This is a genomic window from Amycolatopsis sp. VS8301801F10 (assembly GCF_046195355.1).
Classification (GTDB): Bacteria; Actinomycetota; Actinomycetes; order Mycobacteriales; family Pseudonocardiaceae; genus Amycolatopsis.
This window is the reverse complement of sequence record NZ_CP176065.1, coordinates 3415476-3441906: the sequence shown is the minus strand read 5'-3', so window position 1 is coordinate 3441906 and position 26431 is coordinate 3415476. Positions and strand designations below refer to the sequence as shown.

General features: G+C 71.2%; 19 protein-coding genes. 9 read left to right on the top strand and 10 right to left on the bottom strand.

The annotated features are described in order from the left end of the window. Window positions 1–2 precede the first annotated feature (2 nt). Window positions 3–1613, top strand: coding sequence for an amidohydrolase (locus tag F9C11_RS16420; protein WP_409185730.1), 1611 nt, complete (start codon window positions 3–5; stop codon window positions 1611–1613). 15 nt (window positions 1614–1628) lie between these two features. On the opposite strand, the gene F9C11_RS16415 is transcribed toward F9C11_RS16420, so the two are convergent. Both F9C11_RS16415 and F9C11_RS16410 read right to left on the bottom strand, forming a co-directional pair. After that, on the bottom strand, window positions 1629–3116 hold the full coding sequence (locus F9C11_RS16415) for a hypothetical protein (protein ID WP_409185729.1): 1488 nt from the start codon (window positions 3114–3116) through the stop codon (window positions 1629–1631). Window positions 3117–3146: 30 nt separating this feature from the next. Then, entirely contained in the window at window positions 3147–4586 is a 1440-nt protein-coding gene (locus F9C11_RS16410) for a GMC family oxidoreductase (protein WP_409185728.1), read from the bottom strand. Between the two features lie 141 nt (window positions 4587–4727). Between F9C11_RS16410 and F9C11_RS16405 the strand changes: the two genes are divergently transcribed. Then, window positions 4728–6173 carry an aldehyde dehydrogenase family protein gene (locus F9C11_RS16405; protein ID WP_409185727.1) on the top strand — a complete coding sequence of 482 codons (1446 nt, stop codon included), beginning with the start codon at window positions 4728–4730 and terminating at the stop codon, window positions 6171–6173. A 45-nt stretch (window positions 6174–6218) separates the two neighbouring features. On the opposite strand, the gene F9C11_RS16400 is transcribed toward F9C11_RS16405, so the two are convergent. The 5 genes from F9C11_RS16400 to F9C11_RS16380 form a co-directional block, all read right to left on the bottom strand. Next, window positions 6219–7193 carry a hypothetical protein gene (locus tag F9C11_RS16400; protein ID WP_409185726.1) on the bottom strand — a complete coding sequence of 325 codons (975 nt, stop codon included), beginning with the start codon at window positions 7191–7193 and terminating at the stop codon, window positions 6219–6221. Next, window positions 7190–8470, bottom strand: a complete 1281-nt coding sequence (locus tag F9C11_RS16395) for a hypothetical protein (protein WP_409185725.1) — start codon at window positions 8468–8470, stop codon at window positions 7190–7192. Before F9C11_RS16395 ends, F9C11_RS16400 begins: the two co-directional genes overlap by 4 nt. Then, window positions 8467–12243, bottom strand: coding sequence for a tetratricopeptide repeat protein (locus tag F9C11_RS16390; protein ID WP_409185724.1), 3777 nt, complete (start codon window positions 12241–12243; stop codon window positions 8467–8469). The genes F9C11_RS16395 and F9C11_RS16390 overlap by 4 nt, the downstream gene beginning before the upstream one ends. 60 nt (window positions 12244–12303) lie before the next feature. Beyond that, a complete protein-coding gene (locus F9C11_RS16385; protein ID WP_409185723.1) occupies window positions 12304–13659 on the bottom strand; it encodes a serine hydrolase domain-containing protein in 1356 nt (451 codons plus the stop codon). Between the two features lie 84 nt (window positions 13660–13743). Next, on the bottom strand, window positions 13744–14931 hold the full coding sequence (locus F9C11_RS16380) for an amidohydrolase (RefSeq protein WP_409185722.1): 1188 nt from the start codon (window positions 14929–14931) through the stop codon (window positions 13744–13746). Window positions 14932–15077: 146 nt separating this feature from the next. On the opposite strand from F9C11_RS16380, the gene F9C11_RS16375 reads away from it, so the two are divergent. Together F9C11_RS16375 and F9C11_RS16370 are read left to right on the top strand one after the other, a co-directional pair. Beyond that, window positions 15078–15947, top strand: a complete 870-nt coding sequence (locus F9C11_RS16375; RefSeq protein WP_409185721.1) for an oxidoreductase — start codon at window positions 15078–15080, stop codon at window positions 15945–15947. A gap of 191 nt (window positions 15948–16138) precedes the next feature. Next, complete coding sequence (locus F9C11_RS16370) at window positions 16139–16690, top strand: HAD family acid phosphatase (RefSeq protein WP_409185720.1); 552 nt, start codon at window positions 16139–16141, stop codon at window positions 16688–16690. 39 nt (window positions 16691–16729) lie between these two features. On the opposite strand, the gene F9C11_RS16365 is transcribed toward F9C11_RS16370, so the two are convergent. Continuing rightward, window positions 16730–17464 carry an SDR family oxidoreductase gene (locus F9C11_RS16365; protein ID WP_409185719.1) on the bottom strand — a complete coding sequence of 245 codons (735 nt, stop codon included), beginning with the start codon at window positions 17462–17464 and terminating at the stop codon, window positions 16730–16732. 133 nt (window positions 17465–17597) lie between these two features. On the opposite strand from F9C11_RS16365, the gene F9C11_RS16360 reads away from it, so the two are divergent. The 5 genes from F9C11_RS16360 (at window position 17598) to F9C11_RS16340 (ending at window position 20756) form a co-directional block, all read left to right on the top strand. Continuing rightward, window positions 17598–18464, top strand: a complete 867-nt coding sequence (locus tag F9C11_RS16360) for an RNA polymerase sigma-70 factor (protein ID WP_409185718.1) — start codon at window positions 17598–17600, stop codon at window positions 18462–18464. A 20-nt stretch (window positions 18465–18484) separates the two neighbouring features. Further along, the gene (locus F9C11_RS16355) at window positions 18485–18847 is read left to right on the top strand and encodes a DUF5313 family protein (protein WP_409185717.1); all 363 of its coding nucleotides are present in this window, start codon (window positions 18485–18487) and stop codon (window positions 18845–18847) included. Window positions 18848–18889: 42 nt separating this feature from the next. After that, the gene (locus tag F9C11_RS16350) at window positions 18890–19246 is read left to right on the top strand and encodes a metalloregulator ArsR/SmtB family transcription factor (RefSeq protein ID WP_409185716.1); all 357 of its coding nucleotides are present in this window, start codon (window positions 18890–18892) and stop codon (window positions 19244–19246) included. Continuing rightward, window positions 19243–19746, top strand: a complete 504-nt coding sequence (locus F9C11_RS16345; RefSeq protein WP_409185715.1) for an SRPBCC family protein — start codon at window positions 19243–19245, stop codon at window positions 19744–19746. Before F9C11_RS16350 ends, F9C11_RS16345 begins: the two co-directional genes overlap by 4 nt. Window positions 19747–19958: 212 nt before the next feature. After that, entirely contained in the window at window positions 19959–20756 is a 798-nt protein-coding gene (locus tag F9C11_RS16340) for a sigma-70 family RNA polymerase sigma factor (RefSeq protein ID WP_409185714.1), read from the top strand. 313 nt (window positions 20757–21069) lie between these two features. Here the strand turns inward: F9C11_RS16340 and F9C11_RS16335 are convergent, their stop codons facing one another. Together F9C11_RS16335 and F9C11_RS16330 are read right to left on the bottom strand one after the other, a co-directional pair. Beyond that, window positions 21070–22362, bottom strand: coding sequence for an IniB N-terminal domain-containing protein (locus tag F9C11_RS16335; protein WP_409185713.1), 1293 nt, complete (start codon window positions 22360–22362; stop codon window positions 21070–21072). 503 nt (window positions 22363–22865) lie between these two features. Then, complete coding sequence (locus F9C11_RS16330; RefSeq protein WP_409185712.1) at window positions 22866–26309, bottom strand: indolepyruvate ferredoxin oxidoreductase family protein; 3444 nt, start codon at window positions 26307–26309, stop codon at window positions 22866–22868. Between the last annotated feature and the right edge of the window lie 122 nt (window positions 26310–26431).

Here is a 26431-nt window from a genome sequence, read left to right as displayed (position 1 = left end):
CCGTGGCGCCTGAACTGCTCCTCACCAACGCCACTGTGTACACAGTGGACGAAGACCGGCCGTGGGCGACCTCGCTCGCGGTGGAAAACGGCCGGATCACGACCGCCGAGGCCGGACCGGACACCGAGGTCGTCGATCTCGGTGGCGCTTTCGTGCTGCCGGGTTTCGTGGACGTGCACAGCCACCACGCCCTCGCCGGACGGGAATTGTTCGAGCTGCGCCTGAAAAGCGGGGCGGGCCTCGACGAAATTCTCGCCGCGGTAAGGGAATGGTGCGCGGGGCTCGGTCCGGACGAATGGGTCGTCGGCGGTGCTTGGCCGTCCACTTTGGCCCCGGAACTCGGCCGCGATTCCGTGCGGCGCGCGCTGGACGAGGCGGCGGGCGGACGTCCGGTGGTGCTGATCGAGGACAGCAGGCACAACCGGTGGGCGAGCAGCCGGGCGCTGGAACTGGCCGGGATCACCGCGTCCACTCCGGACCCGGCGGGCGGGACGATCCACCGCGATCCGGTCAGCGGCGCGCCGACCGGTCTGCTGATCGAGACCGGGGGCTTGGCGGTGGAGCGGGCGATGCGGGACACGCGCACGCTCACCGCCGAGCAGCACGCCGAAGCGTCGCGCCGGGCGATCGAAATCCTGCATTCCTACGGCATCACGGCGTTCCAGGACGCCGGGGCCACTTTGGACATTCTCGCCGCGCTGAAAACCCTGGACGACGCGGGCGAACTGGCCGCGTGGGTAGTGTCGTCGATGCTGGTCAACGATCCGATCTTCGGCGCGGACCCGATCGGCAAACCGCTGCTCGACCGTGCCGCGAAGTATCGCAGCGAACACCACCGGCCGGACTTCGTGAAGATCTTCCTCGACGGCACCCCGCCCGCGCACACGGCGGCGTTCCTCGAGCCGTACCTGAACCACGAGTGCTTCTGCGGCGACACCACGATGCCGCCGGAGGAACTCGCGGAATGGCTGGACGTCGCGGTCGCGGCCGGGCTCTCGGCGAAGATCCACTGCGCGGGCGACGCGGCCGTCCGGGCCACTTTGGACGCTGCCGCCGCCCTGCGCGCTCGCGGCGACCACACGACGAAAATCCAAGTGGCGCACGGGCAGTTCATCCACCCGGACGACCTGGAACGGTTCGCGACGCTCGACGTGTCGGCTGATATCTCACCGTTCCTGTGGGTGCCCGGGGTGATCCCGGACGCGATCGCGCAGGTGATCCCCGCCGAACGCGCGGCGCGCATGCAGCCGAACCGGACCCTGCTGGACACCGGCGCGCTGGTCGCCGGCGGTTCGGACTGGCCGGTGAGCGAATCCCCGAACGCCTGGGAGGGCATCGAGGGCCTGATCACCCGGCAGGACCCGTACGGCAAGCACCCGGGAAGCCTGTGGCCGGAGCAGGCGATCACGCTGGCCGAGGCGATCCAGGTGTTCACGCTGAACTCGGCGCGGGCCTGCGGGCTGGACGACGTGACGGGCTCGCTGACGCCGGGGAAGTCGGCGGATTTCCTGGTGCTGGACGAGGATCCGTTCAAGAAACCGGCGAACGAACTGGCCGGGATCACGGTGCGGGAGACGTGGTTCGGGGGGAAGCGGGTCTTCGCGCGGGACTGAGGACGTCGTGCGTGGTTACGCCGGGTCTAACCGTGCATAACCACGCACGACTTCCTCCACCGTCTCGCCGCTCTCCCCGCGCACCAGCAGCACCAGGCGCGCGGGTACGCCTGCCGCGGCGTAGGCGGCCAGCCGGTGGTGCCCGTCAAGGATGATGCCCAGCACGAATCGTTCCGGCCACTGGGCGCTGACGTACCGGTCCTCCGCCCACGCCAGCAGCAACGCCGCCGGACGCTCGCCGCGGTCGATCGCTTCCGCGTACCGGTCGACTGTCGCCGGGTCCAGCGCGTCCAGCGGTTGCGACGGAACCACGCTGCCGTACGTCGGCATCTCGCCGGGAATCGCCCGCGGGAGCTGGAAATGCTCGATGCCCGGCCAGTCCGGGTCTCCCTCCCACGCACTGCGCGTCTCGGTTCTGCGCACCCACCACCACGACTGCTCCGCCGTCCGCACGCGTTCCAGCGGCAGGTCGGCCAAGAGCATCCGGTAGTGCCCGGTCTCCAGTTCCTGGAGCAGTGGTTCCAGCGCACGCACTGTCGCGGTGCCGAGTTCGCGCGGCTCGGCGAGGACTTCCCGCACCTGTGCCGCGCCTGCCAGCGCTTCGGCGGGACCGAAGCCAAGCAGGCGCAGCGTTGTTTCGCAGGTCTCGCACCCGGAACCGACGCCGTATCTCGCCTGCTCCCCGACGCGGAGCGTCTGGTCCCAGCGCGGCCACATCGACCCCGGCAACGCCGGGTCGAACTCGACGCGCACCCGGGCCCGGCCCTCGTCGACGGAAAAGCGCAGCGCGGAAGGAGAATCGACGGCGACGTCCCGCACCCGCGGGACCGGCTCGGCGGTGAGATCGAGCCCCGCCCACACCTGGCGGATGTCGGCGGACGACGGGAGCAACGGCGACCGTCCGGAGAGCCGGACCAGCGCCCGGTGGACGTCCCCGGCCGGCAGCTCCGGGCCGTTCGCCAGCCAGTCGAGCAGCACCGGAACCGCGGCCGGATCGCCCATCTCCTCCAGCGCGACCGTCAGGAAGACGTGCTTGAGCCCGGCGAACGCGGAAAGCCGCCGGGCGATCGGCACCGTCCATTCGCGGGCGCCGAGCCGGGCCAGCGCGAGCGCCGCCCGGCCGCACAGGTCGTCGTCTTTCAGCAGCGCACCGAGCGCCTTCGCCCGCCGGCGGTCCCCGGACAGTCCTGCCGCGTCAATGACGGGCGGCTGATATCCCAGTTCCTTGACCAGCTGGTCCAGCACGGGCTCGGGCACCGGCAGGCCCCGGCGCACCACCTCCGCCAGCAGCCTGGCCGTGCGGAGCCGGGCCAGCAGGTCGAGCAGGACCGCATCGCCGTCCGTCCCGAGCAAGTCCAGCAGGTACTCGAGACGCCGCCGCTGCTCGTCGTTCGCGGCCGGGTACTGCTCGCCCGCGCGCGCGGCCAACGCGGCCGGTCCCGCGGGCGGGTCGGCGGCCAAGGCGTCGAGCATCGAGCAGTCGGCGGCGAGAAGGTCGTCCACCCGGCGAGCCTACTGACTCCCGCGCCCGAGTTACGCCAGCAGGAATTCCGCCACCCGCTCCCCCATCAGCACCGCCGGCGCGTTCGTGTTCCCGCTGATCACCCGTGGCAGCACCGAGGCGTCCGCGACTCGCAGGCCGGACACTCCGCGCACCGCGAGCGTCGGGTCCGTCACCGCCAGCTCGTCGGTTCCCATCCGGCAGGTGCCCACCTGGTGGTGATACGTGATCGCCGTGCGGCGGACGTACTCCCGGACATCCGCCGGTCCTGGGTACAGCTCCCGCGCGCCCCATTCCTCGGCCAGCGCCGGGGCGCGGCCGATCAACCGGCACTGCTCCACCGACGCGACCAGGCTTTCGAAGTCCGCCGGGTGCGCGAGCGCGGCCAGATCGATCAGCGGCATCTCGGCCGGGTCCGCGCTGCGCAACCGCAACGTTCCCCGGCTCTGCGGCGTGATCATGCCCGCCATCAGCGAAAACCCGGTCGGCGGCCCGGTCATCCACGGTTCGTACATCGGCACGCTGAAGTGAATCGGTTGCGTGTCCGGCACCGCCAAACCCGGGCGGCTGCGCCAGAACAGGTGCGTTTGCGTCACCGAAAGCCCGGTTTGCGGCGGTGCAACCTCGCGCCGGTCGGTGGCGAAGATGACCGGCGACAGCAGGTGGTCGTGCAGGTTTTCGCCGACGCCCGGCAGGTCCGCGACGACGTCCAGGCCCAGCGCGGCGACGTCGTCGGCCGGGCCGATTCCGCTGCGCAGCAGGATCGCCGGGGACGCGAGCGCACCCGCGGCGAGCACGACCTGGTCGGCGAAAAGCGGCTGCAAGTCGCCGTCGATCTCCGCCAGTACGCCGATGCAGCGGTCGCCCTCGAAAAGCACGCGGTGCACCAGAGCGCCGGTGTGCACAGTCATCTGGTCGGCGACCGGCTGGGCGTAGCAGAGCCAGGTGTTACGCCGCCGTCCGCCGGTCATCGTGACCTGCTGCACGGAGATGCCGTCGAGGACGCCGCTGTTGTAATTGTCGTTGAACGGCAGGCCGATCTCCCGCGCCGCGTCCACAATGGACTGCTGGATCGGCTGCAGCGGATCGTGCCGTTCCAGGTCGAGCAGGTCGTGTTCGATCCGTTCGTAGACCGGGCGCACGTCGTCCCAGGTCCAGCCGGGCAGGCCCCATCCGTCGTAGTCCGCCGCCGCGCCGCGGACCCAGATCATCGCGTTCAGCGAATGCGAACCGCCGAGCACCTTGCCGCGCGGCAGGTGCAGCCTGCGGTTCCCGGCGTGCGGCTGCGGCACCGTGTAGTAGTCCCAGTCCTCGGCGGCGTGCCACAGTTCCGCCGCGCGCGACGGGTCGTGGATCGCCGCGTTCGTGTCCGGTCCGCCCGCCTCCAGCAGCGTCACCTTCGCGCCCGCGTCGACCAGCCGCCGGCACACCACCGAGCCCGCCGAACCCGCACCTACCACGATCACGTCCATGTCCTGATCCTGACCGGTCCCCTGCCCGCGCCCGGCATTGTCTTCACTCGCCGACAACGGGCGTGCCTTCGCGGACAAGACCGCCGGGCCGCCGCGCGCCGATACTCGAACGCGACCAGAAGATCGGGACTAGGGAGCACCATGGCGACACGGCCGACACGCCTGTTCATCGACGGTCAGTGGACCGAGGCCGGCGGGGAGCCCATCCCGACCCGCGATCCGGCCACCGGCACGGTTCTCGAAGACGTCGGGACGGCGACGCGGGCCGACGTCGACGCCGCGGTCGCCGCCGCGCGCCGCGCGCTGACCTCGCCGGAGTGGGCCGGGCTCGCGCCCGTGCAGCGCGCGAAACTGCTGTTCCGCCTCGCCGACCTCGTCGACGAGCACCACGAGGAACTCGCCGCGCTCGAAACCCGCGACCAGGGCCAGCCGATTGGCATCTCCCGGCAGGTCAGCGTGACCGGCGCGGCCGAGCACCTGCGGTATTTCGCCGGCTGGGTCACGAAAATCCAGGGCACCACGAACCCGGTTTCGTTCCCGGACACCCTGCACTACACGCGGCGCGAGCCGGTCGGCGTGAACGCGCTGATCACGCCGTGGAACTTCCCACTGATGATCCTCGTGTGGAAGCTCGCGCCCGCGCTCGCCACCGGCAACACCGTGGTGATCAAGCCGAGCGAGGTCACTCCGCTCACGAGCATCCGGCTGGTACAGCTGGCCGAGCAGGCTGGTATCCCAGCGGGCGTGGTCAACCTCGTCACCGGCGACGGCCCGGTCGGCGCGATGCTCAGCTCGCACCACGACGTCGACCACGTCTCCTACACCGGTTCCACCGCGGTCGGGAAGCTGATCACCACGGCTAGCGCGGAGTCCAACCTCAAGCGGCTGACCCTCGAACTCGGCGGCAAGGCGCCGAGCATCATCGCCGCCGACGCCGACCTGGACGCCGCCGTCGCGGGCAACCTCGCGGGCGCGACGCTGAACACCGGGCAGGTCTGCGCGGCGTACACGCGGTTCTACGTCGACCGCAAGCGCGAGCAGGAGTTCGTGGAGAAGATGGCCGCGGGCCTCGCCGGACTGCAGATCGGCCCGGGCCTGGACGAAACGACCCAGGTCGGGCCGCTCGTGTCGGACAAGCACCGCAAGCACGTGGCGAACCTCGTGGCGACCGGCCGTTCCGAAGGCGCGGACCTGATCACCGGCGGCTCGGAGGTCGACCGCGAGGGCTACTTCTACCAGCCGACGCTGTTCGCGGGCGTCACCGACACCATGACGATCATGCGCGAGGAGATCTTCGGCCCAGTGCTGGCGGTGACGCCGTACGACGACCCGGACGAGCTGGTCGCGCGCGCGAACGACACGCAGTACGGCCTCGCCGCGACCGTGTGGACCCGTGACATCCGTACCGCGCAACGCTATGCGGACGGGATCCGCGCGGGTGCGGTGTTCGTGAACATGCCGCCGATCCCGGACATGGCCGCGCCGTGGGGCGGATACAAGGCGTCGGGCTGGGGCCGCGAAATGGGTCCGTGGGCACTGGACGCCTACACCGAGACCAAGGCAGTGTGGCTGCACTACGGTTACTGAACGCTTTCGGGGCTCGATGGTCCACTTAGGACTGCCGAGCCCCGATCAGCGGGCCAGTTCGGCCAGCGACAGCAGCAGATGCGCCGACTCCGGGTACCAGATGTCCGAATGCGCCCCGGCTGGATTCCACCACCGCCCGCGCCGGAACCGCCATCGCGACTCGAGGTTGACGATCCGCCGGTCCATTTCGGACCGTGAGTACTCCGTCTCCACCTTGTGCAGCACCGTGTTCGCCACGTCCTCGGCCGGGGCCCGCACCCCGACGTTCCCGATCCCCGGCACGCCTTCCGCCAGCCGGTGCCACAATCCGGTGGCCCGGTCGAAACGGGAACGGGTCAGCACGATCGGCCCGTTGATCGGGGCGTCGCGCAAGACCGGGGCGAACCGGCCGGTGAAGATGTCCGGCCGGGCGGCCATCTGGAATACCAGCAGAGTGTCCACAGTGTACGGGTAACGCGGGTCGGCGCGATCCCAGCCGAGCACCGGCGGACCGTCCCCCGCGGCAGCCTGCACCGCTTCCACCACGAACCGGCCGCCGAAGGAATGGCCGACACAGTGCAGGTACTGGCCGGTGACGGTCCGCAGGCTCGGCGCGCTGCCGGGCAATTGGCGTTCCGCGTTGAGATATCCCAGCAGCTGGCCGAGCGCCTCCGCGGCCCGGCCGTCGGTGGTCATCTTGTGCGCCCGGTCGCGGATCCTCCGGTAGCCGGTCAGGAACGGGTTGCTCATCGACGGCCAGCGCACCAGGACGTAGAAGCCCTGCCACGCGCCGAGTCCTTCGTAGGAACCCGCCGCATAGCGTTCTTCCAGGAGGCCGAAGAACTGCCGGGCCCGCCGGTCCGCGGTTTCCCGGTTGTTCTGCCAGCCGTGCACGAACACGACGATGTCGGTCGCTGTCTCCGGAACTTCCAGCCACCGGGCCAGAAACCGCGGAGTCGCCTCGGCGGGCACCGGCCCGCCGGTTTCCGGGTCCACGAAATCGCCGCGCTCGTCGAGGTCCAGGATCACCGGTTCGGTCACGGCCGCCCTTCCTGCCACAAATGCACGTCGATCCCGCGGTACAGGGAGAACATCAGCCCCAGCGGATTGTGGTGCTCGTCGGCGAACGACCGGGCCAGCGAACGCACGATGTCGCCCAGTTTCGCGCCCGAATCGATGAATTCGGTGAACAGCCGCCTCGAATACTCGCACGCGAACGCGGGCGGCAGGTCGATCTGCGGGCCGATCAGGCAACGTCCGCCGTTGCCGAGCAGCGCTTTGCCGAAGGCCGAGTAGAACGCCGACGTCACCTGTCCGCCCTGGCAGGCGCCGACGTACACGAACGGCCGCGTCGGCAGCGGCGCTTCCGCCAGCCACGCCATCAGGTCGGTGCCGTAAATCCGTTCGCCGTCGCCGAGTTTCAGATACGGCTGCTCGACCAGGCCGCCGGAACCGCTCACCTTGCCGTGACAGCCGAAATACGTGACGTGGTCGGCGAAATCGCGGCTGCGGAAGTGCGCGGCCAGCGTTTTCTTGTCCGGCCGCAACACGACTTCCGCCCGGCCGTGGAAGAAATCGACCACCGGCGCGATGTAGGGCGTGTCCGGGAATTGCCGGTCGACACCGTGGTCGACATTGAGCCCGACGACCGGTTTTCCGCCGTCCACGGTGATCCGCGCGTCGAAGTCGTCGACCCGGGAAAAAGTGTGCTCCACGACGTGCCGGTAGCCCCAGAACCCGGCGAGCGACCAGTTTTCCTCGTCCGGATACTCGTCCGGCCGCCGCGGCGACGTGTAGAGCATTCCCCACGGCACGATCAGGCTGTCCGATTCGATGCTGATCACGTTTTCGCCCTCGGCGAGCGCCAATTCCAACAGCGCACGGATCCGCCGCAACCCGCGATCGGGACCGGCGAACAGCAGCCGGTACATCAGGTGTCCCGCGTCCGCGAGGGCCAATCCGGCGCGCTGCAACAGCTCCGGCCGTGCGGAAAGATCCCAGCCGTCGGCGAACGGATGCCGGCGAGGCCCGCGTTCGGTCCGCTCGGCGAGGTCCACGACGTGCCGCTGCCACGTTTCGCGCAGGATGTCGATCCGGGAGTTCAGCTCGCCGAGGCTGTGCGTGATCCGGCCCTGGTACCCGCCGCCGCCGTCCTCCGGGAACGCGCTGCCCCACGCCTGCACGAGAAGCCCTGGTACGCCAGGGAATTCGAGGAAGCGCAGGTTGACCGTCCGCGCCCGGTTGTACGGCGGCACCGCGACGCGGCTCAGCCCGGCGGTGTTGTCGACGGTCACCTCGGCGCTCAGCTGACGGGTCATGACGGCACCTCCACCGGCAGCACGGCCGCGATTTCCAGGAGCAGCTGGGCGTCATGCTCGCGGTAGATCCGGAACACCAGCCGCAACGGCCCCGGCGCGGCCGGGACCACGACGAACTCCGCCGGATCGCGCAGGCGGTCCCCGGTGATCCAGCCGATCCGCGACATCGGTTCGGCCGTCCCGGGCACGGCGTCGAGCAGCACGCGCACCCGCACCACCCCGGACGGCGCGGTCGCGGGATCCTTGCGCCGCACCGAAACCGCGACCCGCACCGGCTGCCCGACGACGACCGGATCGTCGGACCGGCATTCGACGGTCGCCGCCAGCAAGTCCGCCGCCGGTCGCGGGACGTCGTCCGGCACCCTCGCGGCGAACCCCCGCCGGTCCGCCCAGAGCACGCGCCGGGAGTAGAGCGGCGTCACCCCCAGATCCAGATCCAGGCCCTCGCTCGGCGCCGGATGCCCGGCCCGGCCCGCCCGCCAGGTCGCGGGCCCCGAATCCACCCGCCGGGAGTCGACGCGACGGGAATCCACCCGGCGCGAATCGACCCGCCGGGAGTCCACCCGCCGAAACTCCACGCGCCGCGAGTCCACCCGGCGAGAATCGACCCGCGAGCTGAGCACCGTCCCGTAAACAGCCGAATCGGGCGCCTCGACGTCCTCGTCCGCCGCGGGCACGAGCTCGCTCGAAACCACCGTCCGCACCCGCGACGGCACCGAAAGCCGCTCCGAAAGAAACTGTTCCCCGGTCAGCGGTCCGCGAAGGCTGACCAGCCCGTTCTCCGCGTCGACGAGGTCCACCAGCAACCGCAGCCGGCCCAGCACCGCCTCGTTGCCCTGCGCGGTCGCCAAAGCCGCCGCTGAACCCAGCGCGTCCAGCGTGGCGCCCAGATTCCCGTCCTGGTACGCGGAAACCGCGGCGTCCACCGCGGCCCCGAGACCGAGGTGCGGACCGGCCGGCGCTGCCGCCAGCCGGACCGGATCGTCGGTCAACCGCACCGAAACCGTCTCCGCCTCCGACTGCACGGAGTCCTGCTGCGCCCACATCGCGACCAGCTGCTGCTCTCGCTCGGCCGCCAGGCCCGACGGCACGAGCAGGCTCAGCGCGTAATCCCTGGTCTCCCCGGCCGCCCATTCCCCGAGATCGAGCACCAGGTCGCTGCTTCGCCGCTGCGGCAACGGCATCGGCACTTCCACCGGGGCCAGCAGGGCGACCCGGTACACCACGCACCCCGGCGAATCCCGCACGAGCAACCGCAGCGGACCGCCGCCGGAGCCAGCCGTGACAGTGACCTTCACGGTCGTGCTGGAAGCCCGCGACGGCAGGTAGCGGGGATGGTGCACCACGACTTTCGGCTGCGCGGCCGAAACCGGGGCCGGCACCTCGAGACCGCGCACCCGGCTCGCGTGCTCCCGCAGGATCGGCCACGCCCGGTCCGCGTGCTCCCAGTAGAGCTGCGCGAGGTCGTGCTTCACCTGCCGCAGATCCGGCAACCGGCTGACGGGCTGTTCGGCGGCGAGCCGCAGCAGCGTTTCGCCGACCACCGCGGTGAGCCGGTCCTGTTCGTCCTCGTCCAGGTCCAGCTCGCCGAGCCGGGACCAGGCGGCGGCGGCTTCGTCCGGGCTCGGCAGCGGCACTCCGCCCGGCACGATCGCGGCGAGCGCTCGCACCGCGCCGACCCGCGCGGCCGTGCCGGATTCCGTGCCCAATTCGCGGCTGGCGGCGGGCACCTCGTCCAGAACCGCGGCCGCCCCCACCCGATCGCCCCGCGCGAGCCGGGTCCGGGCGAGCCCGAAGGCCGCCGAAACCACTTCCCGGTCGCGCGCCCACACCGCTTCGTAGCAGCGCGCCGCAAGGTCGGCCGCGCCCCGCATTTCCGCACAGAAACCCAAGGCCAGCCACGGAACCAGCTCGCCGGGCGCCAGCCGGGCGAGCTGGCGGAACTGGTTCTCCGCGTTGTCGAGGTTTCCGCGCTCCATCGCGAGGTAAGCAGCGCGCCAGGGCCCCGCCAGTTCTTCCGCCGCGGCCGGAAGCAGCGACGGCAAGGCGATCGCCACGTCGTGCGTCTCCGGGGCGCCGTCGGCACGCAGCGGAGGTCCGTCCGTCCAGTCGCCCCATTCAGGCACGCCGAGCCCCGCCGCGACGAGTTCGCCCGGGGAGCCGAACGCCTGGGACGCGGCCGGATGCGGCACGCGAGTGCGCTCGCTGAGCAGTTGCCGCAGCACCCCGCGCAGCTGTTCGGCCATGTCGGCGGCGGTGGCGAACCGGTCGGCGTAGTCCGCGGTCGCCCGATCGAGCAACGCCCGCAGCATTTCCCGGCCGAGACCGTCGCCGGACTCCGGGCAAGCACGCAGCAATTCCTCCAGCGTGCGGCCGATCGAGTAAAGGTCCGAGCGGACGCTGATGCCCTCCCGGTCCAGCTCGGCCCGCGGCGGCTGGTAACCCGGGGTGCCGACGATCGCGCTGTCCCGGTCGTCCTCGCGGCGCACCGAGCCGAGGTCGACGAGCGTGATCCGATCGCCGTCCTGCAGCACGTTGTCCGGTTTCAGATCGACGTACAACAACCCGTGCCCGTGCAGGTAGCCGACGGCGTCGAGCAGCTGCAGCCCGTACTCGGCGACGTGTTCCGGGCGAAGCCGCCGCGCGAGCCGGAACACCGTCCGCAGCGAAATCCCGCGCACGTACTCCATCACCAGATAGCCGATGGACCGGCCGGTTTCCGGGTCGGGATGCTCGACGTGCGCGAGGGTGCGGACGACGTTCGGATGGTCCAGTTCCAGCAGTTCCGGGACGACGGCGGACTGCGCGGCGGCCAGCGCGCCGCCGCGGTCCCGTTCGCCGATCAAGCTTTTGAGCACCACGAACCGGCCGCCCTCGGCCTCGTCGCGGGCGAGGTAGATCCAGCTGAACCCGCCGTGCGCGATGCAGCCGAGCACCGCGTACCGGCCGGCGACGACCGTGCCCTGCTCCAGCGTCGGCAGGAAGGCGAACGGGGTGCCGCAGCGCACGCAGTACCCGCGCACCCGGCCGGGCCGCCCTCCCTCGCCGCGGCCCACCGGATGGCCGCACTCCGCGCAGAACCGGTGCCGCTCCGGCAGCGCCGCGTCGGGCAGCACGGCCTCCAGCGGATCCGGCGGCGTCGCCTTCGGCAGCGAGACCCGCAGGTCCCCGGCGCCCGGCACCGGATGGCCGCCGGTGCGGACGAGGAGTTCGTCGAGCCGGTCCTCGACGGCCGAATCGTCGGTCACCCATTCGCGCAGCTGCGGGAAGTACTCCAGCACGGTGTCCGCCGGGACCAGCCGCACCGCGTAGTCGACCACCACGATGCCGAGCAGCCGCCCGGTGGCGCGGTCGAACGCGGGACAGCCGGACAGGTCCGGGTCGGCGCGGCCCTCGAGCAGAGTGAGCGGAACCCGTTCCCCGTCCGCCGCACCGGTGGTGGCCCGCACCCACATGCCGTAGCCGAGGCGGAGCGGAAGGCTGTGGATCCGGACTTCCCGCCCGGATCCGACCTTCCGCCGGAGCGTGGCGCCGTGCCGCACCGGCGTTTCCAGCTCGAGCAACGCCAGGTCGCCGCGGCCCGCGCGCGGCGGGACCAGCCCGGCCAGCGCCGCGGAACCCGCCGACTCGACCTCGAACGCGGTTTCGTCGCGGGCCGCCCGGGAGCAGGTCAGGACGTACCGGCCGCCGATCAGCACGCCGGCGCCGAGGAGGCGGCCGTCGGCAGCGCGGATGCGCGTCTGCCCCGTATTCCACCCCAGATCAACGGCCACGAGGTAAAACCTTACCCGGGAAAGGCCGCCGGATCGTTCGGTTGCGGCAAAGCCGTCCGGTCACTCGGCGCGACGGGTCGCCCTCCCCGAATGGACGTACCGCGCGCGGCCGGTGCCGTCGTCGCCGAGGAAGACCAGCGGCAGGTGGATCCCGGCCTGCGCTTCGCGAAGGATCAAGATGTCGCCTTCGAGGTGAACCAGTTCGGACTTGCTGGCGGCGCCCAGTTCCGCGGCTGTCCCTTTAGGACGTTGCTCCAGCCAGACCCGGCCGTCGTCGTCCTGGGAGACCACGAGATCGGCGACCGTGCTGGCGTAAGTGCCGAGATACCGGTCCGCGGCGAACGGCTCCGGCTCGGCGGGCGGACGCGGCGGCAGCGGCACCTCGACGCCGCCGAATTCCTTGAGCAGCGCGGGAACGAGATCGGCGTACAGGCTCATCGCGTCGCCGCCGTTGGTCAGCAACGCCACCACGAGATCGCGTTCGGGCACCAGCCGCAGGAACGCCGCCTGGCCGACGGTGTTGCCGTCGTGGCCGTAGACCTGGCCAGCCGGCGGGTCGAACAGTTCCCAGCCGAGCCCCCACGCGTCGCCCATGATGCCGAGCGGCGGAAGGCTGACCTGCCGTTCCACCATGGCCGCGGCGCTCTCCGCGCTGACCACTCCGGCGCCGCCCGCGAGGTGCATCCGGGCGAAGGCGAGCAAATCCGCCGCGGACATCGCGAGCGACGACCCGGCCGGCCCGTTGGACCGCAGCATCGACCAGAACGGCGCGGGCACGAGATCGGCGCCCGGCTCGGGTTCGAGATGCCCGATCGCGGCGCGGAAGCGGATCGCGTCGAGGGCGTTCGGGCAGAACCGGGCGAGTCCGAGCGGTTCGGCGAGGTGCTCGCGCAGGCAGTCCTCGTAATGCTTGCCGCGCAACACTTCCACCAGCCGCCCGAGCACGACGTACCCGGCGTTGTTGTAGGAGAACAGCTCCCCGGGCGGGAACAGCTGGGCGACGCCGTCGAGGGTCGCGACGAACTTCTCCACCGCGTCGTCGCCGGGTCCGGTGTCGGTGAAAAGGTCGCCCTCGAACCCGGCGGTGTGGCTGAGCAGCTGGCGCACCGTGATGGCCGCGTCGCCGAGTTCGAGATCGGGGAGGTACTGCCGGATCGGGGCGTCGAGGTCGACCCGGCCCTCGTCCACGAGCTGCAGGACGAGGGTGGCCGTCCACACCTTGGTGATCGAGCCGATTTGGAATACCGAATCGGCGGTGGCGGTGACGCCGGTGCCGAGATTCAGCACCCCGGCGGCCGCGGTGGCGGTCTCCTCGCCGAGCCCCACCGCCAGCACGGCAGCGGGGACCCGGTGGTGTTCCAGCAGTGCGGGCAGGTCTTGCTCCAGCCGCCTGCGGAGAGCGTCGAGCTTGTCCATCCCGGGACGGTATCGCCGCCGCGGGACCGGAAGTTCGTCGCCGCGGACGGAAAATCCGCGCGCGACTGGAGCCCCGGACGAACCTCAGACGAGCACCTCGCCGTCCCGCGCCACGACCCGGCCGCCCGCGATCACCAGGGCGCGCACCGGCACCCGCGTCAACGCGTCCGGCACGTTCTCCGCCGCCACCAGCACCACGTCCGCCCGGCAACCCGGCGCTAGATCGTGCCGCTCGCGGTCCACGAACGACGCCGCCCGGCGCGTCGCCAGCTCCACCGCCGCCGTCAGGTCCTCGTCCGTCCGCAGCCCGTGCAGCCGGGCGAAACCGAGCGCGATCCGCAGGAGGTCCCCGTCGCCGTACGGGGACCACAGGTCGCGGATCCCGTCCGTGCCAAGGCCGACCGGGACCTCGCGGGCGGACAATTCCGGCCACGGCAGCGGGGCCACCCGCACCGGCGCGACAGTCGCCAGTGAGATGCCCGCCTCGGCGATCCGGTCGAGCAGAGCCGCCTGCCGCGCCGGGGGAACCTCGCCGAGCGCGAAGCCGTGCGACACGGTGACCTTGCCCTGCAAGCCGGCCCGCACGGTCCGGTCGGCGATCAACTCGTACTGGAACGCGCCGAGTTCGCCGCCGTCGTGCAGGTGAATGTCGAGGCCGACGCCGCGTCGCTCGGCGATCTCGAACAGCCCGTCGAGCTGGCCGACCGGGTCCCGGTCGATGCCCGCCGGGTCGAGCCCGCCGATCCGGCCCGCACCCGCCGCCGCGGCTTCGTCGAGCAGCTTGAGCACGCCCGGCCGCCGCAGCACGCCGTCCTGCGGGAAGGCCACGATCTCGACCTCCACCGCGCCGCCCAGCCGTTCCGCGGCTTCGCGCACGATTTCGATGCCGCGCAGGCCGAGTCCCAGGTCGACGTCCACGTGGCTGCGCACCGCGGTGGTGCCGTGCCGCAGGAACTCGCGCAGCACCGTCTCGGCGGTCTCGACGCTCGGGATCCCCAGCGCGTCCCGCTCGGCCCGCTCGTGCGCGATCCGGCCTTCAGTGGTCGCGACGCCGCCGTAAGACACCCACGGCTTGCCCCACCAGCTCTTGTCCACGTGCGCGTGCGAGTTGACGAACCCGGGCAGCGCGAGCAGCCCGGCGCCGTCGATCCGGTCGCCCTCGACCGGGGCCGAACCGGCGGGCCGGACGTCGGAAACGCGGTCGCCGTCGAGGACGAGGTCGGCCGGGTCCCCGCCCCACGGGCGCACGCCGGTCACGGTGAGAGAAGCCATGCTAATGGTATACCAAATTATCCGACGACTGTCCCGCGAGCCTGGCCCTGACACTCCCAGGACCGACGGGTACTGGCCGCGCCGCGCGGCGGCCAGCACCATGGACGGCAGCCGCGGCGGCGCGGCGAGGAAAGAAGGGCGGAACATTGACCGACAACTTCCCCGGCGGGACGTTCACGTTGGCCGGGCGCACCGTCGCCCGCCTGGGATACGGCGCGATGCAGCTGGCCGGACCCGGCGTCTTCGGGCCGCCGAACGACCGCGACGAGGCGCTCGCGGTCCTGCGCACGGCCGTCGAACTGGGCGTGAACCACATCGACACCGCCGATTTCTACGGGCCGTACGTGACGAACGAACTGCTCCGCGAAGCGCTCGCGCCCTACGACGGGCTGCAGATCGTCACCAAGGTCGGCGCGGTCCGCGACGACCAGGGCGGCTGGATCCACGAGCGCTCGCCCGAGCAGCTGCGCGCCCAGGTGGAATCGAACCTGCGCAACCTCGGCGTCGAGGCGCTCGACGTGGTGAACCTGCGCGTCGGCGGCGGACCGGACGGGCACTCTCCGGTGCCCGGTTCGCTGGCCGAACCGTTCGGCGCGCTCGCCGAACTGCGTCAGGAAGGCAAGATCAAGGAACTCGGCGTGAGCGTGGTCGACGCCGAGCAGGTGGCCGAGGCCCAGTCGATCGCGCCCGTGGTCACCGTGCAGAACTGGTACAACGTCGCGCACCGCGGGGACGAGAAGCTGATCGAATCCCTTGCCGCGCAAGGAATTTCCTACGTCCCGTTCTGGCCGCTCGGCGGGTTCAGCCCACTGCAGTCCTCGACGCTGGACGACGTCGCCGCCCGGCTCGACGCCAGCCCGAAGGCGGTCGCGCTGGCCTGGCTGCTGCACCAGTCGCCGAACATCCTGCTGATCCCCGGCACGTCGTCGGTCGCGCATCTGCGGGAAAACGTGGCGGCGGCCGACCTGGAACTGCCCGAGGACGCTCTGGCCGAATTGGACACTATCGCCGGATAACACCCGGACCGGGATGCCGGCTGTCCGGTGCGCGGACGGCCGGCATCCCGCTGAACCCGGCGGCAGTTTCCGGTGAACAACCCGCGAATTCCCTTCGCTCGGTTACCCGACTAACGACGGTGCACCAGCAGTCCCGGCGCGATTAGCGTGATCGACGGCAGTTTCCGCCACGCTAAGGAGAAACCGCGCCGATGAATGTCAAAAGCGCCTGCGCCGCGATTCTCGCCGGCGCCGGGCTGATCGCCGCCCCTGGCGCCGCCTCGGCCTCGGTGTCCGCATTGCCCAGTTACGAACAATGGCAGGCCGACGTGCGCGAAGCCGTCGACCCGGCCATTCCGTGGCTGACCGACCGGGTCGCGCGGGGCGGGTCCGGGCTGGCGATCGTGCTGGACATCGACAACACCTCGCTCGAAACGGAATACCACCCCGGCGAACCGAACCGGCCGGTGCTCGCGGTCGCCCAGTGGGCGGGCCAGCACCACGTGTCCGTGCTGTTCGTGACGGCGCGGACCAGTTCCTCCTCGGCGCGCACGCAGCTGCGCGACGCCGGCTACCCGATCGACGCGATCTGCACCCGCAAATCCGGCGAGGGCACCGCGGAAGGCAAGCAGCGCTGCCGAGCGGACCTGACCGAACAGGGCTACACGATCACGGCGAACATCGGCAACCGGCCCACCGACTTCGCGGGCGGGGACTACGAAAAGGGCTTCAAACTGCCGGACTACGACGGCGAGCTTTCGTAACTCCTGAATGGCGTTGCCGGTTCTGACCAGCAACGCCACTCACGAGTTCAGCCACTCCGCCAGCCCGACCTTCCCGCGCCACGAACCTTCCGCGGGCACCAGGCTGTCCTTGCCCAGCACCGTCCCGAAGTACTTCGCATTCGGATCGGTCACCACCTCGCGCGGGTCCTTCCGCGCGGTCAGCACCCGCCGGATCCACTCGTCCATCGGCAGCACGTCCGGCCCGCCGATCTCGACGATCCCGCCGGCCGGCGGCTCGCCCGCGGCCCGCGCGACCGCCACGGCGACGTCCTCCGCCGCGATCGGCTGCGTGCCGCCGTCGGAAAGCCGCACCACGCCGTCGACCGTCGAGGCGTCCGCGATCGCGACCGCGAACTCCAGGAACTGCGTCGCGCGCACGATCGTGTAGTCCACCCCGCTTTCCTGGATCAGCTTCTCCTGCGCGGCCTTCGCCCGCAGATACCCGGAATCCGGCAGCTCGTCCGCGCCCACGACGGACAGCGCGACGAAATGCCCCACCCCGGCTTCCCGCGCGGCCCGCACCAGATTCCCGGTCGAGCGCTGGAAGAACTCCATGACGTCGTCGTCCGCGAACGACGGCGAGTTCGACACGTCCACCAGCACGTCGGCGCCCCGCAGCACGTCGGACAGCCCTTCGCCGGTCAGGGTGTTCACGCCGGTGCTCGGCGCGGCCGCCACCACCTCGTGCTCCTTGAGCAGCCGCACGACCTGCGAACCGATCCGCCCGGTCCCGCCGATGACGACGATCTTCATGCTCGTTCCCTCCTGTTCCGCCGCGACGGTCGCCGCGGCGTCGCCAGTCAGGACCGGACAGCGCGCCGATTTGTGACACCCCTGCCCGCTAAGCTCGCGAATGCCCGCCGGACCAGGAAGGAACGCGCCGCTGATGGAGGAAATCGCCGAGGCCGCCTCGGTGTTCGCACAGGTCCGGCCGCGGCTGTTCGGAATCGCTTACCGGATGCTGGGCAGCGTCGCCGACGCCGAGGACCTCCTGCAGGACGTCTGGCTGCGCTGGCAGACCTGCGACCGTTCGGCCGTCCGCAACCCCGGCGCGTTCCTCGCCACCACCACGACCCGGCTGGCCATCACCGCGAGCCAGACCGCGCGCGCCCGGCACGAAACCTACGTCGGCCCCTGGCTGCCCGAACCGATCGACACCTCCGCCGACCCGCAGCTCGGCGCCGAGCGAGCCGCCGCGCTCGAGGTGGCCGTGCTGTTCCTGCTGGAGAAGCTGCCGCCGACGGAACGGGCCGCGTACGTGCTGCGCGAGGCGTTCGACTATCCGTACCAGCAGATCGCCGACATCGTGCAGACCACCGAGGTGAGCGCGCGTCAGCTGGTCAGCCGCGCACGCAAGCACCTCGCCGCGGAACGCCGGACGCCGGTCGAACCGGCGGAACAGCGGCGGCTGCTCGAAGCGTTCGTGGACGCCGCGCGCTCCGGAGATCTGGCGACGCTGGAGAAACTGCTCGCCGAGGACGTCGTCAGCTACTCCGACGGCGGCGGCGCGGTCCGCGCGACGCGGATTCCGGTGGTCGGCGCGCTCACGGTGGCGAAGTACGTCCGCGCGTTCGCCGACCGGTTCTGGTCCGGCACGAAGGTGCGCTGGAGCGAGGTCAACGGCCAGCCCGCGGCGGTGGTGAGCCACGACGGAACGGTGACCGCGGTGCTGACCGTGTCGGCCTCGGCCGAGGGCATCCACCGCGTGTTCTGGCTGATGAACCCGGCCAAGCTCGGGGCGTACTCCGCCTGAGCCCGGGGTACCCGGCGGGGATGAAGCGACCCGGCCCGGTGCGCTGGCTGCACTACGTCTACGGCGGGGTGCTCCCCGAGGAGTACCGCGAGTGGGTGCTGCTCGACGCGACGGCGAAAACCTGGGTGCTGCGCTTCGCGTTCCGGATCTTCGTCGAGGCGCTGCCCTGGCTGATCGCGGGGTACGTCGTCCTCACGCTGGTCACGCCGATGCCCGCCGGGATGATCGTCGCCGCGTTGCTGATCAGCCTGCTGCTGAGCCTGTTCCTCACCGTCACCAGCGCCGACGAGCTCGCCGAGGTCCGGCTCACCAAGCACGGTTTCCCGCCCGGCACCGGGAAAGAGGTCCGCAAACGCCGCGGCGGCGCGTCGACCTGGCCGTGACGAGCTTGCCGGACGCGTAACCGCTGGGTTACGCTTCCCGCCGTGGACCTGGCCGCCAGCGCGATCGCCGACCCGGTGCGGCGGGACATCCTGGCGCTCCTGCGGCACCAGCGGCTGCCCGCCGGGGAGATCGCCGCGCGCTTCGCGATCAGCCGGCCCGCGGTGTCACGGCACCTGCGCGTGCTGCGGGAAAGCGGGCTGGTCCGCGACGAACTCGCAGGCAGGCAACGGTTTTACTCGCTCGACCCGGAAGGCTTCGCCGAACTCGCCGCCTGGCTCACCCAGCTCCTCGCCCCGCCGGCCTGGCAGCAGCGGCTCGACGCGCTGGAGACCGAGGTCCACCGCACCCGCCGCGAACGCCGCCGGGACACCTCCTCCGGAGAGGAACACAGCGCATGAAACCCGTGCCCACCGCGAGCGCGCACCGGCTCGCCGACAGCATCGACCTCGTTCTGCCGCGCACCTTCCGCGCGCCGATCGACGACGTGTGGGCGGCGATCACCGAACCCGAACGCACCGCGCGCTGGTTCGGCCCGTGGGAGGGCGACGGGACACCCGGTCGGATGATCCGCGTCCAGATGGCGTTCGAGGAAGACGAGCCCTGGATCGACCTCCGCGTCGACGCCTGCGAACCGCCGCGGCGGCTGGCTGTTTCGTCCGCCGACGAATCCGGAGGGTGGCGGATGGAACTGCGGCTCGAGTCCCGGGGCGCGGCAACGGAACTCCGGCTGGTGCACCACCTGGACTCCGCGGACAAGATCCCGGACGCCGGCCCCGGCTGGGAGTACTACCTCGACCTGCTCACCGCCGCTTTCGAAGGTACCCCGAAGCCGGACTTCGCCGACTACCACCCGGCGATGACGCCCTATTTCACCGAATTGGCCGGAAAGTTTTCCTGACCGCCCGTCAATAGTCCACTTCGGACAGTCGGCGGCCGAACGAAATGTCGTTGAGCGGCCACGGCTTCCCCGTTCGGCTGACAGCGGAATCCGTCGCGGAATCGCGCGGCCGACTGGCCGATCCTCGGCGGCGTATGGAGTACACTGCTGTACCAGTTACTTTCAGTAGTCCCGCGTGACGAGGTGTGGGCCGGTCCGGTGGGAGGTGCACGGTGGACACGACACTGGGCAGCACGCTGGTCGCCGATGCGGACGAGGACGAGCGCACCGACGCCGAACTCCTCGCCGCCGTACGCGCCGGAGATTGCCAGGCGGGCGGCGAATTGTTCCGGCGGCACGTCACGCTGATGCGCCGCGTCGCCGCCGGTTTGGTGCGCCAGCAGGCCGAACGCGACGACCTGGTCGCCGAAGCGTTCGCCCGGGTGCTCAGCACGGTCGCGGCAGGCGGCGGCCCGGAGTCGAACGCGCCGGCGTATCTCGTGGCCACCATGCGCAATCTCTTCGCCCGGTGGAGCCGCCACGAAAATCGTATCGATCTCTACGCGACAGTTCCGGAACCGGTGACGCTCGACGGCGGAGCTGACGAACTCGCCGTGATGCGCTCGGAAGACCGCCTTGTGTGGTCGGCCTACCGAACCCTGCCCGGCCGCTGGCGCACCGTGTTGTGGCGCATGTCCGCCGAAGGCAACACCCCGGCGGAACTCGCGCCGCTGCTCGGCGTCTCCCCCAACGGCGTCGCGGTGCTCGCCCGCCGCGCCCGCGAGGGATTGCGCCAGGCGTACCTGCAAGTCCAGGTGCCGGACGCGAAATTGCCGCAGTGCCAAGAAGTCCGCCGCCGGATGGGCGCGTGGCTGCGCGGCACCCTGCCCGCCCGCCGGGCCGGAATCCTCGCCGAACACCTCGCGGTGTGCGAACCGTGCCACGCGGTCGCCGCCGAACTGGCCGAGGTCAACCGCGAACTGCCCCGCATGACGGGTTGCTGCGATCCGGCGATCCCGGAGCCCCGCTAGCCGGACCCCGGTGCGCTCAGGCAGCGGAGGCGAACAACACTGGTCCGTCGCCATCGACAGGCAGCGGAGGCGAACAGCGCTTTGTCCGCCGCCATCGCCCGGATAACCGGGGCCGCGGATCAGATGCCCTCGGAATGCTCAACGCCGCCCGCACTTCGCCGGAGCCAGCGGTGCCGCCGCGCTCGGCACGGTGCTTGTCGCTCGCCGGACCGGCCGCTGAACTGGTTTTCGGCCTCTGCGGGCACGAAAAAACCGCGGGCCCGGACCGTGACCGGTCCGAGCCCGCGGCGGGAAAACCCTTGGTGCGCCAGGATCAGTGACCCAGGTGCAGGTTGTCCAGGTGCACGTTGCTCGCGTGCGACTCGAGGCCGCCCGCCACGTCGTGCAGGTGGTTCTGGACCTCGTTGAGCGGCGCGGTGTGCGCGGCTTCCGGCAGGTCGCCGGTAGGCGCGTGCTGGGCGCCGGTCTCGACCGCGTCCTGGACGGTGTTCGCGACGTGCTGGACCGCGGTGTTGACGGCCGGAGCGTGCGCGGTCGCACCCTCGATGGCGTGGGTCAGCGAACCCGCGTTCGGGGCGGCCGGCAGCGCCGGAGCGTGCGGCAGCTCGCCGACGCCCGGGACCGACGGGGCCTGCGGCAGCGCGCCGACACCCGGCACGGCCGGAAGCGAACCGGCGCCCGGCACCTGCGGGAGCGAACCCACGCCCGGGACCTGCGGCAGCTCGCCCGCGCCCGGCACGGCCGGGAGCGCGCCGGTGACGTGGTCCAGCGTGCCGGACAGGTCGCCGGCCGAGGTCAGGTCGCCGGTGGCCTGGGTCAGGTCGGCGCGGACGTCGTCGCCGTGGACGCCGACCGGGGTCGAGCCGATCGCCTCGTTGACGGTGCCCAGCAGGTGCGAGCCGCCCTGGCGGACGTCCTCGACGACACCGCTGACCGGGCCGCCGACGAGCGGGAGCTTGCCGGTCTCGGACACGACGGCCTTCCAGGTCAGCGCGTCGCCGAGGTGGTTGGTGGTGGCGTCCACCGCGGAGCCGACGAGCTTGCCGTCGAAGACGTGCTCGCCCACCGCGTTGACGGTGTTCTGCGTGTCGATCGCGGCGGCGTCGACGATCGGGCCGACGACCGGGACCGAGTGGGTCGCGGCGGCGACGTGGTCCAGCACGCCGGAGACCGCGCCCAGCGCGCCGTGGGTGACGGTGTTCAGGCCGGTCGCCTCCGCGACGTGGCTGACGCCCTCGAAGACCGGGCTCAGGTTCGGCAGGCCGCCGGCGAGACCGCCGAGGGCGTCGCCCGCCTGGTGCGCCACCGGCTCGGCGGCGGCGTTGGCCTGGTCGAAGGCCCGGCCCAGGTCAGCGGACGGAACGCTCGGCGCGGCGGGCACGCCCGGAACGGCCGGGATGCTCGGAGCGGCCGGGACGGCGGGGGCGGCCGGCAGCGGGGCGCTGTCCATGACCAGCGGCATGATGTCCTGCACGTCCGACGGGTTCAGCTCGCCCAGGCCGGCGCCGTTCAGCACCCCCTGCGGGTCGGCCTTGTACTCCGCCAGGGACTGCGGGTCGTTCAGCAGGTTCAGCGCGAATTCGTGCAGGGTCTGCACCGGGCCCATAGTTCGTATTCTCCTGTGGTCACAACGGATCGGGGTGGGGTGTCCGAGAAGCGGACGAGCCGGCCCCAGAGCCGGCTCCTTTTCCGAACATAGGACTCCGCCGAATGCCAGCCATCGGGGGGTCACCCGGGTTAGCCGGGGCACCCACTAGGGACTTTGCCCCTCCCCCGATTAGGGGCATTAGGGGATTCGGCGCGTCCTCGCTGGTCACGGGGCTGGCGGCGAGCCACCCCGCCGGGCGCCGCCCACCCCACTGATCGGGGGACGGACGCGGTTCGCCCGAAGAGGTTCGCCAGGACCACCCAATGGTGTGACACCTGCCAGGCTTTCCGGATGCGGCCGGAAAGCCGGAACGGCGAGAAGACCGGGGTTTGCCCGGCTTCTCGCCGTTTCGGAGACTTCCCGGGAGTTCGGCGCGGAATCCGCGTTGAATGCCGTTCGAAGCGGTTGAGCACCCTTCGCTTAAGGCGATTCTTCGCGGAATCCGCCGCCGGACGCGGGGCTCAGGCGGTAGCGACCCGCACCGAGTCCGGCATCTCCAGTTCCCGCAGCAACTCCTCCTGCCGCCGCCGGTAGGCCGCCACGTTGGCCAGCTTGATCTCCTCGTATCCGCGCACCGAGTACGGCAGCGCGGCCAGTTCGACCAGCCGGGCGTCGCCCCGGTCGGCCACCTCGAGCGCGCGCGTGAGCGCCTGCCGGTACTCCCCGATCAGCGCCCGCTCGACGCGCCGGACCTCCGCGCGGCCGAACGGGTCCAGCTTCGTCCCGCGAAGCTTGCGCATGGCCCGCAGCGCCGCGAACGCGGGCCGGAAGCTGCGGCCGCCGAGGCTGATCTTGCGGTTCATGCCCAGCGCGCGCAGCACCGGCGGGTGCAGCCGGTGCGCGAATCGCGTGCCGACGCCGAACTGGGCTTCGATTTCCGCGGTCAGCTGCGGGTCCAGCGACAGGCGGGCCACCTCGTACTCGTCCTTGTAGGCCATCAGCTTGTACAGGTTCCGCGCGACCGCCTCGGTCACCGAAGCGCTGGCGCGGGTGCGGACCCGCTCGACGAACTCCGCGTACTCCCGCGCGTATCGCTCGTCCTGGTACGCGATGAGGTCCGGGATCCGCAGGTCGAGCACCCGGGCGAGTTCGCCGTCCGCCTGCACCAGCGCGCGCACGCGGCGGACCGCTTCCGCGTCGACCGCGGCCGGAGCCGCGTCGTCCGAGGACGGGGAGAGTTCCGCGTTGAGCGCGTCCGGGTCGGCGACCAGCTGCCGGCCGCGCCGGAACGCCTGCAGGTTCGTCTCCACCGCGGTGCCGTTAATCTTGATGGCCTGTTCCAGGCTTTCCGCGGTGACGGCCAGCGAGCCGGTCTGGTAGGCCGCGCCGAGCTGGAGGATGTTGGCGAACTGGTCGTCGCCGAAGATCTGCTCGGCGAGGCCGCGCGCGTCGAGGTAGTGCCCGGCGGCGGTCGCGTCGCCGAGCGCGCCGCGGATGCTCGACTGGTCCGGATAGGAAACTTCCTTGTCCACCACCATTCGCCCGGTCGGAACCTCCGAAGTGGACACGACGGCGACCGTGCGCTCCGGGTCGGCCACGCCGAGGTAGGCGGGATCGGCGGCGACCAGCGCGTCGCAGGCGAGGTAGAGGTCGCACTCGCCGTTCGCGAGTTTCGGGGCCTGCTCGACCGGACCGGTGGAGATCTTCACGTCCGAGACGACCGCGCCGCCCTTCTGCGCGAGGCCGGTCTGGTCGAGCGTGCGCACCTGCTTGCCGTCGAGAACCCCGGCGACGCCCAGGATCTGCGCCACGGTGACCACGCCGGTGCCGCCGATGCCGGTGATCCGCACGGCGACGTCGGACAAGGTCTTCGCCGGTTCCGGCAGCGCCTCCGCGCTGATCGGGGCGAGATGCCGCCGCTTGACCTCGCCGGTCGGGACGACGGTCAGGAACGACGGGCAGTCTCCGTCGAGGCACGAGTAGTCGACGTTGCACGACGCCTGGTGGATCTGGGTTTTGCGGCCGAACTCCGTCTCGACCGGTTGCACCGAAAGACAATTCGACTTCACGCCGCAGTCGCCGCAGCCTTCGCAGACGCGTTCGTTGATGAACACCTTGCGCGCAGGCGTTTCCTGCTTCCCCCGACGACGCTTGCGGCGCTTCTCCGCCGCGCACTCCTGCTCGTGGATCAACACTGTGACCCCGCGGTGCGCGGCCAGTTCTTCTTGCGTGCGAAGAAGTTCCGAGCGGTCCCGCACCTCGACCCCGCGCGGGAGCTTGCGCTTGCGCAGCCGACGCGGAGCGTCCGAAGTGATCACGACCTTGGCCGCGCCCTCGGTCAGCAGCAGCGCGGCGACCTTCTCCACGGACAGCCCGCCGACGGCGTCCTGACCGCCGGTCATCGCGACCGCGGAGTTGTAAAGCAGCTTGTAGGTGATGTCGACGCCCGCCGCCACCGCCGCGCGCACGGCGAGGCTGCCGGAGTGCATGAAGGTGCCGTCGCCGATGTTCTGCATCAGGTGCGGCGTCTCGACGAACGGGGCCATGCCGATCCACTGCGCGCCCTCGCCGCCCATCTGGGTCAGCCCGACGACCTCGCCGACCTGCTCCGGTTCCATGAACAAAGCCATGGTGTGGCAGCCGATTCCGGCACCGACGAGCGTGCCGTCCGGGACCTTGGTGGACGAGTTGTGCGGACAGCCGGAGCAGAAGTACGGCGTACGGGCCAGCAGCGGCACGGAAATCCGCTCGCGGCGCCGCCGCGCCTTCCACGCCGCGACGGGTTCCGCGTCGGGAAGGCGCTTGGCCAGTCCGCTGGCGATGCGGTCCGGGTCCAGTTCGCCGAGTTCGGTGAACAGCACCTGGCCGTGCGGATCGGACTTGCCGTACACACGCGGCGCACCGGTGCGGCCGTAGAGGATTTCCTTGATCGCCGGTTCGACCAGCGCGCGCTTCTCCTCGATCACGAGGATTTCGTCGAGGCCCTCGGCGAAATCCTTGATGATGCCGGGTTCGACCGGGTACACGACGCCGAGCTTCAGCAGCCGGATGCCGTAGCGGGACAGTTCCGCCTCGTCGAGGCCGAGCATCCGCAGCGCCTGCCGAAGGTCCAAATAGGACTTCCCGGCGGTGACGATGCCGACGCGGTCGCCGCGTCCGGACCGGACGATCCGGTTGATTCCGCTGGCGCGCACGTACTCCATCGCGAGCGGCAGCCGGACGCGGTGCAGGCTGTGCTCGAGGGTGATCAGCTCCGGCCCGAGCAGGCGGCTGTTCGGCTGGTGCTTGTACGCGCCCTCGGGCATCTCCGGCGCGGTCCACTCCGAATCGACCAGCGCGGTGCCGCCGGAGTCGGCGACGTTCGCGACGATCTTCATCGAGGACCACAGCCCGCTCGCGCGGGAAAGTTCGACCGCGTGCCTGCCGTGCTCCAGCACGTCCTGCGAATCGGCCGGGAAGAACACCGGCATCGCGAGGTCGGCGAGCGCGTGCTCGGACGCACACGGGATGGTCGAGGATTTCGCGTTGGGGTCGTCGCCGACCAGCGCGACCGCGCCGCCGCGCGGATCCGTGCCGGCGAGGTTGGCGTGCCGCAGCGCGTCGGTTGCCCGGTCCAGGCCGGGGGCCTTGCCGTACCACATGCCGACCACGCCGTCGTGCCGCATCGTGCCTGCTCGGGCTGCCAGCTGGCTGCCCATCACCGCGGTCGCGCCGAGTTCCTCGTTGACGCCCGGTTTGTGCACGATGTTGTGCTCGGCCAGCAAGGCCGCCCGCCGCGCCAGCTCCAGGTCGAACCCGCCGAGCGGCGAACCCTGGTACCCGGAGACGAAAGCGGCCGGATCGGCGCCGTTGTGCCGGTCCAGCCGGATCCGGTCGAGCAGGACGCGCACCAGCGCCTGGACCCCGGTCAAGTAGACGGTGCCCGCTTCGCGCACGTACCGGTCTTCCAACGTGAAGGCGTTCATCCGCACTTCCCTTCCGCACGCCATCGAGCCCACGGGCGCCCGCCGCCTGGACGTGAGCCACCTCACCCCACGCCTGAGCCCGGCGCAACGTGCCCGGCCACTGTAGTGGCAAGGACGCAAAG

What these genes read in the sequence shown, in the direction of transcription:
- F9C11_RS16410 (WP_409185728.1), bottom strand. Translation starts at nt 4,586, where the DNA reads ATGGACGTGATCGTGGTAGGTGCGGGTTCGGCGGGCTCGGTGGTGTGC.
- F9C11_RS16405 (WP_409185727.1), top strand. Translation starts at nt 4,728, where the DNA reads ATGGCGACACGGCCGACACGCCTGTTCATCGACGGTCAGTGGACCGAG.
- F9C11_RS16395 (WP_409185725.1), bottom strand. Translation starts at nt 8,470, where the DNA reads ATGACCCGTCAGCTGAGCGCCGAGGTGACCGTCGACAACACCGCCGGG.
- F9C11_RS16385 (WP_409185723.1), bottom strand. Translation starts at nt 13,659, where the DNA reads ATGGACAAGCTCGACGCTCTCCGCAGGCGGCTGGAGCAAGACCTGCCC.
- F9C11_RS16380 (WP_409185722.1), bottom strand. Translation starts at nt 14,931, where the DNA reads ATGGCTTCTCTCACCGTGACCGGCGTGCGCCCGTGGGGCGGGGACCCG.
- F9C11_RS16370 (WP_409185720.1), top strand. Translation starts at nt 16,139, where the DNA reads ATGAATGTCAAAAGCGCCTGCGCCGCGATTCTCGCCGGCGCCGGGCTG.
- F9C11_RS16365 (WP_409185719.1), bottom strand. Translation starts at nt 17,464, where the DNA reads ATGAAGATCGTCGTCATCGGCGGGACCGGGCGGATCGGTTCGCAGGTC.
- F9C11_RS16360 (WP_409185718.1), top strand. Translation starts at nt 17,598, where the DNA reads ATGGAGGAAATCGCCGAGGCCGCCTCGGTGTTCGCACAGGTCCGGCCG.
- F9C11_RS16355 (WP_409185717.1), top strand. Translation starts at nt 18,485, where the DNA reads ATGAAGCGACCCGGCCCGGTGCGCTGGCTGCACTACGTCTACGGCGGG.
- F9C11_RS16345 (WP_409185715.1), top strand. Translation starts at nt 19,243, where the DNA reads ATGAAACCCGTGCCCACCGCGAGCGCGCACCGGCTCGCCGACAGCATC.
- F9C11_RS16335 (WP_409185713.1), bottom strand. Translation starts at nt 22,362, where the DNA reads ATGGGCCCGGTGCAGACCCTGCACGAATTCGCGCTGAACCTGCTGAAC.
- F9C11_RS16330 (WP_409185712.1), bottom strand. Translation starts at nt 26,309, where the DNA reads ATGAACGCCTTCACGTTGGAAGACCGGTACGTGCGCGAAGCGGGCACC.